Consider the following 15,396-nt stretch of genomic DNA (forward strand, 5'->3'; position numbering starts at 1 on the left):
ACATCGTCGCGGAGCGCGCGGCGCGGCGCTGCATCACCCCCGCGACCGGACGGGCTCGTGGAACGCCGGCGGCTCAGCCGAGCAGGTCGCGCAACCGCGACCGCTCATCCTCCGACATCGAGCCGAGGAACCGCGCGAGGGCGGCACCCCGGTCTGACGCGTCGTCGAGCGCGTCGGTCATCAGCTCGGCCACGTGGTCCTCCCGGCTGGCCACCGGGCGGTAGTGGTGGGCGCGGCCGTCGCGGATCCGCCGGACCAGCTGCTTGCGCTCGAGCCGGCCGAGGACGGTGAGCACGGTCGTCGTGGCCAGGTCGCGGTCGGCGAGCTGGTCCTGCACCTCACGGGCGGTCATGTCCCGGTCGGTCTCCCAGAGGACGTTCATGACCGCCCGCTCCAACTCGCCCAGACTCGTCACGAAGGTCATCCTACGCGAACCTTTCTACTGCGCGTAGAACCCCTGCGGGAGATGGCTCACACCCGCGGTGCGGCTCAGTGGATCTGCACCTGGTCGCCGACCTGCAGGTGGTCGAACCACTGGCGCGCATCGGTCTCGGCGAGCTTCACGCAGCCGGCCGACGGGGTCGAGAGGTCGCCCTGGTGGAAGGCGATACCGCCCTGGGCGAAGAACACCGACCACGGCATCTGGGTCAGCCGCTCCCGGCTGGTCCACTGCTCGGCCTTCCACTGCACGGCGAAGGTCCCGGTCGGCGTCGGGGCCTCCGGGTCGCCGGGGCGCATCGCGACCGGTCCGGCGACGACCCGACCGGCGTCGAACAGCCAGGTGGAGCGGCTCTCCAGATCCACACAGGCCCGCGCCGAGGAGGTGCACGGTGTGCCCGGGACGAGCTCGCCGGTGGCGACCTGCCGGTCGGTGGGATCGGGCTGCTCCGACGGCTCGGCCAGGGCGGGGCCCGCCAGGAGCCCGGCGGTCAGGGCCCCGGTCAGGGCGACGCCCACCGCGAGGAGCCCGGCGGTCCGGCTCCGTCCCCGTGCCCGCATCCGTCCGCCCCTCCGCCGGGCGCACGCCCCACGTCCCCGGCCCGTCGGGACCGACCGGAAGCACAGTGCGACCGGCTGGTTCCCCACGGTAGCCCAACATGATCTTGAGCTGAACGGGCGAGTTCGACACCGCCGATCGGCGGTGCACGAGAAGCGTCGGACGGTCGCTGCGTCGTCCGGTCCCGCGGTCAGCGGCCCCGGAACACCGGTGCGCGCTTCTCGGTGCGGGCGGCGCGCCCCTCGGCGATGTCCTCCGCGGCCCAGCATCCGCGGAACTCCGCGGTGAGGCCGTCGACCACCGCCGGGTCGGTATGGCCGCCACGGCCGAACGCGTCCACCGAACGCTTGTTGTAGGCCAGGGTCAGGGGGGCCATGGTCGCGATGTCACGGGCCAGGGCGTGTGCGGCGTCGCGGTCGCCGAGGGTGTCGGCGAGACCGCGGGCGTGGGCGGTGACGGCGTCGACGGTGGCGCAGGCCAGCAACAGGCTGCGGGCCGTGCCGCCGCCGGCGATCTGCACCAGGCGCTCGATCGTCCACGGGTCCACGGCCAGACCGAGCCGCGCGGTCGGCAGCCCGAACACCGCCTCCGGGGCGGCGACCCGCAGGTCGCAGGCCAGGGCCAGCTGCAGCCCGCCGCCGATCGCGGGCCCGGTCACCGCGGCCACGGTCGGCATCGGCAGGTCGGCGACCGCGTGCAGCCCGGTGTAGAGCGCGTCGAGGAACTCGTCGGTGTAGACCTCGCCGAAGTCGGCGCCGGAGCAGAACGCCGGCCCGTTCCCGGCGACGACCACCGCCCGCGCGCCGGCCGCGCGGACCTCGGCCGCGGCGTCGACCAGCTGCCGGCAGGTCGCGATGTCCAGGGCGTTGCGGCGCTCGGGGCGGTTCAGCTCGATCAGACCGACGTCGTCGTGGGTGCTCACGGAGATCACGGCCGGACCCTAACCCGCCGCCGCGGCCCCGGACCCGTCCGCGTGACCGGCGCCGCGCGCGGCGGGGGCGGGCTCGCTCCAGGTCTGCCCGCACAGCTCCCGGGCCAGGCCGACGGCGAGCTGGTCGATCCGGCGGAGCAGCCGCGCCGCGGTCAGCCGGCGCGTCCGCTCGGTACCGGGACCGGCGGCGGTCCGTGACGCCGCGTCCGCCTCGGCGGCGTCGAGCAGCTCCTCCGCGGAGCCGACGCCGTAGTCGGCGGGGCCCGCGCCACTCGGGTGCTCGCGCCGGTCGGCGGGGCCCCAGGCGTCGTCGAGGATGCGGCGCAGGCCGTCGAGGTCGGCGCGGACCCGCTCGGCCGCGGGGCCCAGGGTCGCGGCCCAGCCGGGCACCGACGCGGTCGCGGCCTGGGCGGCGAGCTGGCGGGTGTAGTGGTCGACGGCGCCGACGACCCGCACGGTGTGGTGCACCCCGCGGCGCAGCGGCCTGCGGGCGACGGGGTGCTGCAGCGGCACCGCGCGGGTCCGCACGGTGGCCACCGCGGTGTCCACGGCGCGGGCCTTCTCCAGCGGGTCACCGGCGCCGGGGCGGCCCAGCGCCGCGTCGACCGAGGTGCGCAGGGAGACGTCGACGGCGGTGAGGGCGTCGTCGAGGGCCTCGGCGAAGGCCGTGCGCGACCGGGTGGGCAGGACCAGGTAGGCGGCGAGCATGCCCAGCGCGCCGCCGACGACGGTCTCCTCGACCCGCAGCACCAGGGTCTGCACGCTGAACTGGCCGATCACGCCGTAGAGCAGGGCCAGCACCGCGGTGATCCAGAACGCCATCATCGCCTGCGAGATCCGCACCAGGTACAGGGCGAGGAACACGCAGACGAACAGCAGCGCCAGGCTGGCGACGACGTTGCCGCCCACCAGCAGCGCCAGCAGCATCCCCGCCACGACCCCACCCGCGGTGCCGACCGCGCGGGCCCAGCCGCGGCTCAGGACGTCGCCGCGGCTGGCGGTGCCGGCGAACACCACGAACGCGGCGATCACCGCCCAGTACCAGCGCGCCGGGGAGACCAGCTCGCCGACGACGATCGCGAGGCTGGTGGCGACGCCGACCTGCACGGCCTGGCGGGTGTGCAGCGCGAGCCCGCCGAACCGGTCCCGGCCCGCCGGCGGCGGCAGCTGTGCGGGGACGGGCTCGGGTGCCGGGTCGCCGCCCGCGGTCTCCCGGTCGGTGTCGTGGTGCTCGGCGATCCGCAGACGGGCCTGCTCGACGGTGGTCTGCATCGCGTCGGCGAGCCGGACGACGGCGAACCCGATGCGCTGCTCGCGCGCGGCGGGCCCGACCCCGGCCGGCCGGTCCACGATGTCGGCGACGGCGGACCGTGCGGCGTCGTAGAGGCGGGCGGCGATCGCACCGGGCGTCCCGACGGCGGTGGCCGCGGCGAGGGCCCGCAGCCCCTCGGCCAGTTCGGCGCGGTCGTCGTCGGGGATCGGGTCGTGGTGCTCGACCGACCGACGGACCGACATGGCGACCCGTTCGGTGGCGAGCTCGGAGTCGATGATCCACTGCCGCAGGCCCGCGACGGGGCCGGCTGTGCCGTCGGGGCCGTCGTCGGTGTCGTCGTCGGTGTCGTCGAGCCGGTCGGTCACCAGCAGCGCGGTCTCGTTGAGCCGGGCCTGGGCACGCACCAGCGGGTCGAGGTCGGGCTCACCGGCGGTGGTCTCCACCGCCTCGACCGCGGTGAGCAGCAGCGCGTGCAGCCGCGCCTCGAACGCCCGGAACAGCGCGTCCAGCACGGCCTCGGAGCGGCGGGTGAACACCAGGCAGCGCAGCAGGAAGGTGCTGCCGATGCCGATCACCGCCCCGGCCAGCAGGAACGGCAGCTCGCCGGGGCCGGCGTGCAGGAACTGCACGAAGAAGAACGGCATGAACGCCGCCATGCCGAGCGCGACCCCGCGCGGCCCGTACCGCCGGACCGCGACGGCGACCATCATGACCAGGACGAACACGACGTCGGCCGCGACCCGGTCCGTCGCCAGCAGCGCGGACACCGTCGCCGACGCCGCGGCGGGCAGGATCATCAGGGCGGTGGTGACCCGCCGTCGCCGCAGGTCGTTCTCGTTCACCGCCAGGTTGCTGATCATCGCCAGCACCACGGAGAACAGCACGATCGTGACCGGCTGCCCGGTCAGCGCACGCAGCACGCTCGCGGCGACCGCGGCCAGCAGCATCGCCGCGGTCGCGACCGAGGCCAGGTGCAGCCGGGTGTGGCCCGGGTCGACCGCGGCCGCCCACGTCCGCAGCTCGCCCCACCGGGCCGGCACCGGCAGGCGGCGCCCCCGCTCGACCGTCCCCGTCACGGTGCGAGTCTGACACGCACCGCGTGCCGGAGGTCCCTACCTCAGTTCGCGGTGCGGGCCTGCGGCGGCAGCGACTCGGTCGGCACCGGGTTGGTCGCCCCCGGGACCGGCTGCGAGGTGGGCCGGGCGACCCGGATGCCGAGCACGTCACCGGCGGCCGCGGCCATCGCGCGCATCCCCTGGGCGTTGGGGTGCACCGGCGCGGCGGGCGAGGTCGGGACCAGGCCCTCGACCCACTTGACGCCGGGCAGCGTGCAGGCGTCGTGGCCGATGGTCGGGGTGTAGGTGTCGACGTAGTCGACACCGGCGTCGCGGGCGGCGTCGGCCAGCATCGCGTTGAGCTTCTTCTCGGTCTCGCGCAGGTAGGCGGTGTCACCCGGGCTGAACGGGATGACCGGGTAGCAGCCGGGACCGGTGTCCGGGAGGATCGACGGGTACCCGACGACGGCGACCCGTGCGGCGGGCGACCGGTCGCGGATCGTCGCGAGCACGTCGGAGACCTTGGACTCGGTGTCGTCGATCCGCTCGGCGAGCTGGTCGGTGCCGCCCGCGGTGTAGAAGTCCTCGCAGGCCGCGCCGAACAGGTTCGCCGAGGAGCGGCGCACGCACTCGCCGATGATCCCGGAGAAGCCGATGTCGTTGCCGCCGATGGTCAGGGTGACCAGCGACTCGGAGCCGTCGAGGGCGTCGAGCTGCGGCGGGTTCGGGCCGGCCTGGACCTGCTGCGGGGCGGTCATGTCCTCGGTCGTCGCGCCGCTGCAGGACACGTCGGTGAAGCGGCCGATGCCAGCCGAGCGCGCGAGCACCGACGGGTAGTTCTGGTTCGAGCGCAGGCACCCGGACGGCGTGCCCTGCTGCACCGGGACCAGCGGGCCTGCGGCGTAGGAGTCGCCCAGGGCGACGAAGCGCCCGACCGGGGCGGTGTCGAGGTTGCGCGCGGACAGCGTGGTCTCGGCGAACGTGGTCGGCGCCTCCGCCTGCGCGGGCGCGAGGGCGCTCATCCCCGCCGAGCTCAGCAGGGTCATGGTCGCCACGGCGAGCCACCGGGACGGACGGGCACGGCGCACGGGCTCTCGGACCTCCGGTCGGACGTCGCCGGCGTGGGCACGCCGGTCCTGACCGACCAACGATCATCGTCGCCGACCGGTTACGCCCCGTTCGGCGCACGTGACGGGCCGGGTCCGACCCGGCCCGTCACGCACCGTGGGCGGGGGCTCGCTCAGTCGGTGAGCCTGCGCAGCGACAGCGGTGCCACCAGGCGGTGCCGCAGCGCGGTCGCGTCCCAGAGCTCCGGCTGCGACGGCATCGACGCGAGCCGCCCGGCGGCGACCGCGCCGGGGTCGTCCATCGGCTCGCGGACACCGGCGAGGAAGGCCCACTCGTGCTCCTCGCAGCCGATGTAGACCCCGCGCCCGCCGGTCTCGCCGAACACCGCGGCGAAGCGCTGCCAGGCCGAGCGCAGCGTCGCGTCCCGCCACACCGCCGGGCTGCCCGCCTGGAACACCAGGACCCCGCCGGGGGTGAGCCGCCGCGCGCAGGCGCGGACGAAGTCCTCCTCGTAGAGCCGGTTGATCTGGGCGTCGGGCTCGTCGGGGCGCTCGTCGGGCAGGTCGACGACCACCAGGTCCCAGTGCTCGTCGGACTCCAGGACGAACTGCCGACCGTCGCCGTAGGTCAGGTGCACCGGGCCGTCGCCGCGCTCGGCCGCGGCGAGGGACTCGGGGGTGTAGCCGTAGGGCAGGTACTCGGCGCAGATCCGGACGGCCTCGGCGTCGATGTCGACGTGGTCGACCCGGCTCGCACCGGCGGCGACCGCCATCTCCGACGCGACACCCTCGGAGGAGCCGACGATCAGCACCCGGTCCAGCTCGCGGGCCAGCAGGGCGCCGGGCCACACCAGCGCCTCGTGGTAGGTGAGCTGGGTGTGCTCGGTGGACTGGCGCTCGTCGTCGCAGAAGAGGGTGACGCCGTGCGCGGTGTCGGCGACCACGACGTGCTGGAACCCGGTGTGCGCGACGTGGTGGACCCGGCCGAGGTCCCAGCGCCGGGTCAGGCCGGGCGAGATGGGCTCGGTGACGGTGCGCGGGGCGCCGCCGCGGTCCACGACCTGCAGCGCGGTGTCGGTCGCGCCGACACGCTCGGCGAGGCGGCGCACGGCGTCGACCGGGTCGGCGCTCTCACCGCAGGTGAACACGTCGACGTGCATGCCGCCGTGCTCGGGCCAGGTGTGGATCGAGGCGTGCGACTCGGCCAGGACCGCGACGACGGTCGCCCCCTGCGGCTCGAACCGCTCGACGACCACCTGGCGGACCTGGGCCCCGGCCTCGGTCAGCGCGGCGGTCAGGTCGCTGCGCAGGCGGTCGCAGTCGTCGAGGATCTCGGGGGCGATGCCACCGAGCTCGGCCAGGACGTGTCTGCCGACCGGTGACGACGTGCTGGGCAGCGCGGGTGCGCCCGTCCCGAGCCCGACGGCCGGATGCAGTTCTCCGGCCGCGGCGGCGGGCACGGACATGATCGGCGAGGTGGAGGATGACACGTCCGGACACGTTAACCGGGATGTGGGAGTGACGCCCCCTCCCCCGCGACGAGCACCTCGAGCGGGCCGAACCCGTTGAACCCGACCGAGGCGTAGCTCGAGGTGTAGGCGCCGGCCCCGAGCAGGTCGACCACGTCGCCCGCGGCCAGGTCCAGCGGCAGCGCGACCGGGGTGCGGCGGTAGACGACGTCGTCGCCGTCACAGGTGGGGCCCGCGACGACGACCGGTCCGCGCGGGCCGCTGCGCCCGGGCACGCGCAGCGGGTAGGCGATCGCCTCGCCCTCGGTCTCGGCCAGCCCCTGGTAGCGGCCGACGTCGAGGTAGACCCAGCGGCGGTGGTCCACGCCCGGGCGGCGGGACACGCGCAGCACCCGGGCGCGCAGCACCCCGGCCGGGGCGACCAGCGCGCGGCCCGGTTCCAGCAGCAGCGTCGCGCCGTCCACGTGCCCGGCGTCGACGGCCGTGGCCACCGCGGCGCGCACGGCCGCGACGTAGTCCTGCGCGGGGGCGACGGCGGCGCGGTAGGCCACCGGCCAGCCGCCGCCCAGGTCGAGCTCGGGACGGCGCAGCCCGGCCCGCCCGGCGGTCGCCAGCGCGAGCGCGACGGCCCCGGCGTAGGTGGCGGGGCGGGTCTGCTGGGAGCCCGCGTGGAAGGTGACCCCGGCGGCGACCAGGCCGCGGTCGGCGACCCGCCCCAGCAGCGCGACGGCGGCGTCGGGCGGCGCCCCGAACTTGCCGTGGAACGGCGTCGCCGAGCCGGTGTCGTCGACCGAGAGCCGGACCTGCACCCGGGCGCCGGGGACCTCGGCGGCGAGGGCGTCGACGTCCTCGGCGCTGTCGGTGACGAACCGGGTGACGCCGTCGCGGGCGGCCCGGGCGGCGGCACCGGGGCCACGCACCGGGTTCCCGTGCTGCAGCGTCGCCGGGTCCGCACCGGCGGCCAGGCACAGGTCGATCTCGGCCTGGGAGGCGACGTCGAACCCGGCCCCGGCCGCGACGAGGACGCGCAGCACGGCGGGCTCCGGGCAGGCCTTGACGGCGTAGAGGATCCGGGCGTCGCCGAACGCGGCGGCCAGCGCGCGGTACCGCTCGCCGGCGACGGAGGGGTCCAGCGCCAGGTACGGCGTGGGACGGTCGGTGGCGAGCAGCTGCTCCAGGGCGGGGCTCAGGTCGTGCACGTGGTGATGCTCTCCCCGGCCGCACCACCCGCACCGGCCGGGGTCTGATCTAGGTTCGGACGATGACCGCACCGAAGCCGCAGCGCCGCGCCCGGAAGATCGCGATGACCCCGGAGGAGGTCACCGCCTTCCTCGACGCCGAGCGCACCTGCCGGGTCGCCACCAACGGCGTGAACGGCCCGCACGCCACCCCGCTCTGGTACCTGTGGGACGGCGAGGCGCTCTGGCTGACCTCGCTCTCGCGCTCGCAGCGCTGGGTGGACCTGCAGCGCGACCCGCGGATCGCCGTGGTCGTCGACGCCGGGCACGACTACGCCGAGCTGCGCGGGGTCGAGCTGCGCGGCTCCGTCGAGGTCGTCGGCGAGGTGCCCCGCACCGGCGAGCCGAACCCGGAGCTGGAGCGGGTCGAGCAGGCCTTCGCCGCCCGCTACACCGGCGGCCAGGTCGTGATCGACGGACGGCACGCGTGGCTGCGGCTGCGCCCGGAGAAGATCACCAGCTGGGACTTCCGCAAGATGTGATCACCGGGTGTGCGGGGTCCGGTGCCGGATCCGGCACCGGACCCCTCACCGGTGGCGATCACCGGGAGCCTCCCGAGCCGTGCATCGCGAACCCGCGGTACCCGTCGCGGGCCACGGTGGACAGCTCCTCACGGTAGGCCTTGTGCCCGGCCATGTAGAACATCACCGCGTTCGGCTTGCCGGGGATGTTCGCCCCGAAGATCCACGAGTCGGCCTTCGGGAACAGCGTGGCGTCGGCGATCTCCCGGCAGAGCCGGGACCAGCCCTGCTCGGCCTCGGCCGTCGGCTCGATCGTGCCGATGCCGCTGCGCTCGGCGTGCCCGATCAGCTCACCGATCCACTCAACCTGGGCCTCGATGCTCGGCGGCAGGTTGGTGAACGGCCCGTTCGGCCCGAGGATCATGAACATGTTGGGGAAGCCCGCCTTCGACACACCGAGGTAGCTCGACGGCCCGTCGGTCCAGTGGTCGTCGATGTGGCGGCCTCCGCGGCCGCGCAGGTCCATCGCCCCGTAGTTGCCGTCGACGGCGTCGAAACCGGTCGCGAGGACGAGCACGTCGAGCTCGTGCACGACCCCGTCGGCGGTGCGCACCCCGGCCGGGGTGACCTCCGCGATCGGGTTCTCCCGGATCGAGACCAGCTCGACGTCGTCGCGGTTGAAGGTCTCGTAGTACCCCTCGTTGCAGATCGGGCGCTTGGCGTAGAGGTCGGTCGGTGTGAGCTTCCGGGCGGTCTCCGGGTCCACGACGATCTCGGAGATCTTGCGCCGGATGAACGCGGCGGCCGCGGCGTTGGCCTCGGGATCGGTCGCGATGTCGCAGAACGTGCCGAACATGAACCGGAACCCGTTGCCGGCGTCCCAGTTCTCCTGGAAGACGCGCTCGCGCTCCTGTGCGGACACGCTCATCGCCTCGACGGCGCTCTCCTCGAACCCGAACGCCACGACCGAACCGCGCACCTGGTCCCAGATCTCGGGGAAGTGCTCCTTGGTGCGGTCGACCTCGTCCTGGGTGACCGGTCGGTTGCCGGAGGGCACGTTGTACTGCGGGCTGCGCTGGAAGACGGTGAGGTGAGCTGCGCGCGGGGCCGCCGCGACGATGAACTGGGCGCCGGTCGAGCCGGTCCCGACGACGCCGACCCGCCGCCCGGTGATGTCGAGGTCGTCGGGCCAGGCGTTGGTGTGGACGGTGCGCCCGGCGAAGGTGTCCAGCCCGGGGAGGGCGGGGATGTTGCTGCGGGCCAGCAACCCCAGGGCGTTGACCAGGTAGCGGCAGCGCACCGTCTCGCCGCCGGAGGTGCGCACCCGCCAGAGACCGGCGTCCTCGTCGTAGACCGCGGCGGTCACCTCGGTGCCCAGCGTGATGTCCCGGCGCAGCCCGTACCGGTCGACGACGTGCTCGAGGTAGGCCAGGACGTCGGGCTGGTCCAGGTAGCGGGTGCTCCAGTTCCATTCCTGCAGCAGGTCCCGGTCGAACGAGTAGCGGTAGACGAACCCCTCGGTGTCGGACTTCGCGCCGGGGTACCGGTTGAAGTACCAGGTGCCGCCGACGCCGTCGCCCTTCTCGAAGGCGCGGACGCTCAGGCCGAGCCGGTCCCGCAGCGTGTGCAGCATGTAGATCCCGCCGAACCCGGCGCCGACGACGACGGCGTCGACATCGGGGGTGGTGGACGTGGTCATGGTGTGCTCCCGGTGGGTGTAGAGGGGTCAGCCGCGGTACCAGGCGGCGAGGGCGGCGAGCTCCTCGTCCGCCTCGGGCGCGGTGCCGGCGAGGAACGGGAAGACGTGCTGCATGCCCGCGACGACCGACAGCGTCACGTCGACACCGGCGGCCCGGGCCCGGTCCGCGAGCCGGACGGCGTCGTCGAGGAGCGCCTCGGCACCCCCGGCGTCGACGTAGAGCCGGGGGAGGCCGGTGAGGTCGGCGTGCAACGGGTTCGCCAGCGGTGCCCGCCGGTCGACGTGCCCCTCCCCCAGGACGCCGGCGATCATCCCTTCCAGCAGGGGCACCGTGACCAGGGCGTCCGAGGCGGCGTTGGTGACGAGCGTGGCGCCGGTGTTCTCCATGTCCAGCCACGGCGAGAACGCGACGACCCGGCCCGGCAGCGGTCGGCCCGCGTCGCGCAGGGCGAGCACGGTGGCGATCGCCAGGTTCCCGCCCGCGGAGTCACCGATGGTCGACACGTCCGCGGGGGCGGTCCCCCGGGCCAGCAGCGCCTCGAACACCGCGACGGTGTCCTCCACCTGTGCCGGGTGCCGGTGCTCCGGCGCGCGACGGTAGTCCGCCACGAACGCCGTGGCGCCGACGGCCCGCGCGACGTGCCCCGCGAGCTTGCGATGGCTCGACGCCGAGCCGACGGCGAACCCGCCGCCGTGGGTGTAGAGCAGGACCTGCGCGGGATCCGCCCCGACCGGCAGCGCCCAGATCCCCGGGACACCCCCGAGCGACTCCTCCCGGTAGGTCACGTCCTCGGGTTCACGGGTGGCCTGGTGCCACTCGTCGAAGATGCTGCGGAACAGCCGCGTGGTCAGGTCCGGGGTCGCCGCGATGACGGCGGACCAGTCGGCGTAGAGCGCGCGCAGCGCGTCGGACTCCGTGGACGCGCCCGTCGGGCGGGTCGGTGGTGCCGTCGTCATCGCGGTCCTCCTCCGGTCGGCCGGAGCGACGGCGGGCGCCGCGCCGGCGGTGGCGTGGCCGTCGATGGTGGGCACCGCGGAGGCACCGCGGGTGTTCCGTTCTGGAACGCCCACCGGCCACTCCCCCTGGCCAGGATGGTGTGACCTGGGGCACGGTGGACGTGTCCGCAACGGGCGGCGAGGGGCGGATCGGGGCGATGACGCGTCGGGACGAGGACACGGCGGTGCCGGCCCTGTCGGCCGGGCAGCGCCTGCGCATCCGGCGCAGCCGCGAGACGCTCGTCGACGGGGGGCTGCTGGCGCTGCCGCCCGGCCACGCGGGCGTGCCGCCGCTGATCGAGCAGAGCTGGCGGCGCTGCATCGGCGAGGCGGTGCCGACGGCGCCGGAGCGCATCGGCTACGCCGACCCCGGCGACGACCACACCGCGCTGCGCTGGGCCGCGGCGCCCGTGCTGGAGCGGCTCGTGGACAGCTTCGCCGACGTCCCGGTGGCCATGGTGCTGTCCGACGCGACCGGGCGCATCGTCCGCCGCCACGTCGGTGTCCGGCGCCAGCGCACGCTCATGGACCGGGCGAGCGCGGTGGAGGGCTCGGACTTCTCCGAGCGGTCGGTGGGCACCAACGGCATCGGCACGGTGCTGGTCGAACGACGCCCGGTCCTGGTCCGGGGCCCCGAGCACTACAACGCCCTCCTGGAGAACCTCACCTGCGCGGGCACCCCGCTGGTCGAGCCCGGGACCGGCCGGACGGTGGGCTCGCTCTCGCTGGCCTGTGCGGTGCGCGACGTGCACCCGCTCATGGCGGTGATGGCCGCCGACATCGGCCGCCAGATCGAGGCCCGGCTGCTCGACGAGGCGGGCGAACACCGTCGCAGGCTGGTGCGGGCCTACCTCGCGCTGGAGCGGGCCACGACCGGGGCGCTGGTCGTCGACGCCGACACCGTCCTGGCCGACCGGCACGCGCTGGCCCACGCCGGCCCGGACCTGCACACCCTGCTGTGGGACCTCCTGCGCGACGGGGGCCCGGACCGGCCACGCCGGATGCGGGTGCCGATGCCCGACGGCCCGCACGACGCGGTCGTCGCCCCGGTCGAGGGCACCGGGGGGACCGCGTTCAGCATCCGGCTGGCGCCCCGCCGGGCAGCACCCGCGGTGGCGGCCCCGGCCACCGTCCGGGGAGCCGCGCTCCACCACGACCCGGAGGTCGACCACCGGCTCCGCGAGGCCGTCTCCCACCGGGAGACCGTCGCCGTGACCGGCCCCGGCGGCAGCGGAAAGCTGCGGACCGCCCGCCGCGTGCTGTCCCGCCTGGGCCACGACGGCGCCGTGGTCGTCGAGCCGCACCGGGAGCCCGAGTGGTGGGAGACGGCCCGCGCGGCGCTGGCCGCCGGTCGCGGGCTCGTCCTGCGGCGGGTGCACCTGTCACCGGGGCCGCGCCCGGCGCTCCTGCGGGACCTGGCCGCGACCGGCGTCCCGTTCGTCCTCACCGCCGACGCCGACCCCACCGACGACACCACTCCCGCCCTCCTCGGCCAGGTCGCCACCACCGTCCGCCTCCCGGCGCTGGCGGCGGGCCGCGAGCACCTCCCGGCGCTGGTGGAGACGCTGCTCGCGGAGCTGCCCCCGCCCGCGTCGGGGTCCCGGCTGTCCGGCGCGGCCCTGGACCGGCTCCGGGCCTGGCACTGGCCCGGTGACCTGGCCGAGCTCCGCACCATGGTCACGGCGGCGGCCCGCCGCGCCGACGGCGGTACGGCCGACGAGGCCGACCTCCCCGACCGCCTGCGCACCGCCGGCCGGGAGCTCGGTCTGCTGGAGGCCGCCGAACGCGACGCCGTGGTCGACGCCCTGCGCGCGGCGGGCGGGAACCGCACCCGGGCCGCCCGCACACTCGGGATCGGGCGCAACACCCTCTACCGGAAGCTGCGCGAGTTCGGGGTGTCCTGACCGGCGGCGTTCAGGGCCGCCCGGTCACCAACGGCCAGAGCCCGTCGGCGCCCGCGTCCAGCGCGGCCGCCCCGACCCGGTCGTTCCAGAACGCCTCGTCACCGTCCTCGTCGCGCCAGGCCCACAGCCGGGTCGTGACCAGCCGCAACGCGTGCTCGCGGGTGAACCCGATGGCCCCGTGCACCTGGTGGGCGATCCGTGCGACCGCCGTCGCCGCCTCCGAGCAGCGGGCCTTCGCCGCGGCGACGGCGAACGCCGTCTCCGGGGCGGCGAACCCCGCGCGCCGCGCGGTCGAGGTCGCGGCGGCGGAGGCGGCGGAGGCGGCGGCGACCTCGGCGCCCGCCTCGGCGAGCATCTGCTGCACGGCCTGGAAGCGGCCGATGGGACGACCGAACTGGGTGCGCTCCCCGGCGTAGGCGACCGAGCGGGCCAGTGCGCCGCGGGCCGCGCCGGCGAGCAGCAGCGACCGCGCCAGCGCCGCCCGCAGGGTCAGCTCCGCCGCCGCCCCGGCGGGGGCGGTACCGGTGGCCAGCGGCGTGACCCCGTCGAGGGTGAGGCCGTCGCGGGGCTCCTCGGCGAGGTTGGCGCCCTCGGTGACCGCCGCCGCGCCCGTGTCGAGCACGAGGACCCGGTCGCCGTCGAGGACGACGACCGCGGCCAGCGAACGCCCCCACGGCACCCGGGTCAGGGCCGCCGACACCGTGCCGGCCGTGCCGCCGCTGCCGGTCACCGTCCCCCCGGCGGTCCCGGCCGGGCGGTCCCCGCCGGTCGCGTCGGTGACGACGGCGGCCAGCGGCCCGTCCGGCACGGCGAGCCCGGCGGCGCGGGCCAGCCACCCGGCGAGCAGGTCGGTCTCGGCCAGCGGCAGGCGGGCCGCGTCGGCGCCGGCGACCTCCAGCAGCACGGCGGCGTCGTCGAGGGTGCCGCCGGTGTCCGGGTCGGTCAGCGAGGTCAGCCCGGCCCCGGCACACGCCTTCCAGGCCGCCGTGTCCAGCCCGGTCCCGTCACGGTCGTCGGAGCCGGCGGCGAGGATCGAGGCGGCCAGGTCGGCCAGGTCGCTGTTGCGGGCCATCAGCGCAGTCCCATCCCCCGCGCGACGATGCCGCGCAGGACCTCGTTGGTGCCGCCGCGCAGGGTGAACCCGGGCGCGTGCAGCACGGCGTCGGCGAGCAGCCGGGCGAACCCGGACTCCGCGCCGGGGTCCGGCGGGATGTCGACCAGCAGCCGGGCGGCGTCGACGATCTCGTTCTCGTAGCGGGTACCGAGATCCTTGACCAGGGCCGCGGCCAGCTCGGGGGCCCGGCCGGACTCCAGCGCCCCGGCGACGGCCAGCGACATGGCCCGCAGCGTCCACAGCCGCGACACCAGCGACCCCACGCGACGACGGGTGCCGGCGTCGGCACGGCCGGCACCGGCGAGCTCGCCGACCAGCGCCGCCAGCAGCGGATAGGTCGACAGGAACCGCTCCGGTCCGGAGCGCTCGAACGCGAGCTCGCCGGTGACCTGGGCCCAGCCGTTCCCCAGCTCGCCGAAGACCCGCGCGTCGGGGATGAACACGTCGTCGAAGCGGACCTCGTTGAAGTGGTGCGCCCCGGTGAGCAACGGGATCGGGCGGATCTCCACCCCGGGCGAGTCCAGCTCCACCAGGAACTGGGACAGCCCCGCGTGCCGGTGCGCGTCGTCGCGCGGCTCGGTGCGCACCAGCGCGAAGAACGCGTGCGCGTGGTGCGCCCCGGAGGTCCACACCTTGGTGCCCGAGAGCCGCCACCCGCCGTCGACGCGGGTCGCCCGGGTCCGCACCGACGCCAGGTCGGAGCCCGAGTCCGGTTCGGACATGCCGATGCCGAAGTACACCTCGCCGCGGGCGATCCCGGGCAGGAACGCGCGACGCTGCTCCTCGGTGCCGTGGCGCAGCAGCGACGGCCCGATCTGGCGGTCGGCGATCCAGTGCGCCGCCACCGGTGCGCCCGCGGCGAGCAGCTCCTCGGTGACGACGTAGCGCTCCAGCGCGGTCCGGCCGTGCCCGCCGTACTCGGTGGGGATGGTCATCCCGAGCCAGCCGCGCTCCCCCAGCCGCCGCGAGAACGACTCGTCCCAGCCGGAGAGCCACACGTCCGCACGCGGGGTCCAGCGGGCGGCGCCGCGCTCGTCGTCGAGGAAGGACCGGACCTCGGCCCGCAGGTCCGCCAGCCCGGCGGGGAGCTCGACCGGGTCGGGCACGAGCTCGGGCAGGGCCGCTGCCGGTGTCGATGTCGCTGCCACGGGCCTCATCATGACCCAGCCCCGCCGGCGCCGCCGGTGTCTAT

The 15,396-nt window shown here is 75.7% G+C and carries 13 protein-coding genes; 2 read left to right on the forward strand and 11 right to left on the reverse strand.

Annotation, left to right across the window (positions count from 1 at the left end):
• Positions 1-73 precede the first annotated feature (73 nt).
• From ZF1_RS14845 to ZF1_RS14875, 7 genes are all read right to left on the reverse strand, one after another.
• Positions 74-415, reverse strand: a complete 342-nt coding sequence (locus ZF1_RS14845) for a BlaI/MecI/CopY family transcriptional regulator (RefSeq protein ID WP_405421806.1) — start codon at positions 413-415, stop codon at positions 74-76.
• A gap of 74 nt (positions 416-489) precedes the next feature.
• Entirely contained in the window at positions 490-999 is a 510-nt protein-coding gene (locus ZF1_RS14850) for a L,D-transpeptidase (RefSeq protein ID WP_482637547.1), read from the reverse strand.
• Between the two features lie 188 nt (positions 1,000-1,187).
• Positions 1,188-1,928: an enoyl-CoA hydratase gene (locus ZF1_RS14855; protein ID WP_482637548.1), complete on the reverse strand. Its 741-nt coding sequence runs from the start codon at positions 1,926-1,928 to the stop codon at positions 1,188-1,190.
• 9 nt (positions 1,929-1,937) lie between these two features.
• The gene (locus ZF1_RS14860; protein WP_482637549.1) at positions 1,938-4,277 is read right to left on the reverse strand and encodes an FUSC family protein; all 2,340 of its coding nucleotides are present in this window, start codon (positions 4,275-4,277) and stop codon (positions 1,938-1,940) included.
• Positions 4,278-4,318: 41 nt separating this feature from the next.
• Positions 4,319-5,302 (reverse strand): SGNH/GDSL hydrolase family protein, encoded by a 984-nt coding sequence (locus tag ZF1_RS14865; RefSeq protein WP_482637550.1) that lies wholly within the window; start codon positions 5,300-5,302, stop codon positions 4,319-4,321.
• 194 nt (positions 5,303-5,496) lie between these two features.
• The gene (speD, locus tag ZF1_RS14870; RefSeq protein WP_482637551.1) at positions 5,497-6,813 is read right to left on the reverse strand and encodes an adenosylmethionine decarboxylase; all 1,317 of its coding nucleotides are present in this window, start codon (positions 6,811-6,813) and stop codon (positions 5,497-5,499) included.
• Between the two features lie 11 nt (positions 6,814-6,824).
• Positions 6,825-7,982: a type III PLP-dependent enzyme gene (locus tag ZF1_RS14875; RefSeq protein WP_482638707.1), complete on the reverse strand. Its 1,158-nt coding sequence runs from the start codon at positions 7,980-7,982 to the stop codon at positions 6,825-6,827.
• A 71-nt stretch (positions 7,983-8,053) separates the two neighbouring features.
• Here ZF1_RS14875 and ZF1_RS14880 point away from each other — a divergent pair, with 71 nt between their 5' ends.
• Positions 8,054-8,512 (forward strand): pyridoxamine 5'-phosphate oxidase family protein, encoded by a 459-nt coding sequence (locus ZF1_RS14880; RefSeq protein WP_346107315.1) that lies wholly within the window; start codon positions 8,054-8,056, stop codon positions 8,510-8,512.
• Between the two features lie 58 nt (positions 8,513-8,570).
• Here the strand turns inward: ZF1_RS14880 and ZF1_RS14885 are convergent, their stop codons facing one another.
• Both ZF1_RS14885 and ZF1_RS14890 read right to left on the reverse strand, forming a co-directional pair.
• The gene (locus ZF1_RS14885; protein ID WP_482637552.1) at positions 8,571-10,190 is read right to left on the reverse strand and encodes a flavin-containing monooxygenase; all 1,620 of its coding nucleotides are present in this window, start codon (positions 10,188-10,190) and stop codon (positions 8,571-8,573) included.
• Between the two features lie 27 nt (positions 10,191-10,217).
• Positions 10,218-11,222, reverse strand: a complete 1,005-nt coding sequence (locus tag ZF1_RS14890) for an alpha/beta hydrolase (RefSeq protein WP_482637553.1) — start codon at positions 11,220-11,222, stop codon at positions 10,218-10,220.
• A gap of 122 nt (positions 11,223-11,344) precedes the next feature.
• On the opposite strand from ZF1_RS14890, the gene ZF1_RS14895 reads away from it, so the two are divergent.
• Positions 11,345-13,090, forward strand: coding sequence for a sigma-54-dependent Fis family transcriptional regulator (locus ZF1_RS14895; RefSeq protein ID WP_482637554.1), 1,746 nt, complete (start codon positions 11,345-11,347; stop codon positions 13,088-13,090).
• Between the two features lie 10 nt (positions 13,091-13,100).
• On the opposite strand, the gene ZF1_RS14900 is transcribed toward ZF1_RS14895, so the two are convergent.
• Positions 13,101-14,162: an acyl-CoA dehydrogenase family protein gene (locus ZF1_RS14900; RefSeq protein WP_482637555.1), complete on the reverse strand. Its 1,062-nt coding sequence runs from the start codon at positions 14,160-14,162 to the stop codon at positions 13,101-13,103.
• Positions 14,162-15,361: an acyl-CoA dehydrogenase family protein gene (locus ZF1_RS14905; RefSeq protein ID WP_482637556.1), complete on the reverse strand. Its 1,200-nt coding sequence runs from the start codon at positions 15,359-15,361 to the stop codon at positions 14,162-14,164. Before ZF1_RS14905 ends, ZF1_RS14900 begins: the two co-directional genes overlap by 1 nt.
• Positions 15,362-15,396: the final 35 nt, after the last annotated feature.

This window comes from Pseudonocardia sp. ZF1 (genome assembly GCF_056835605.1).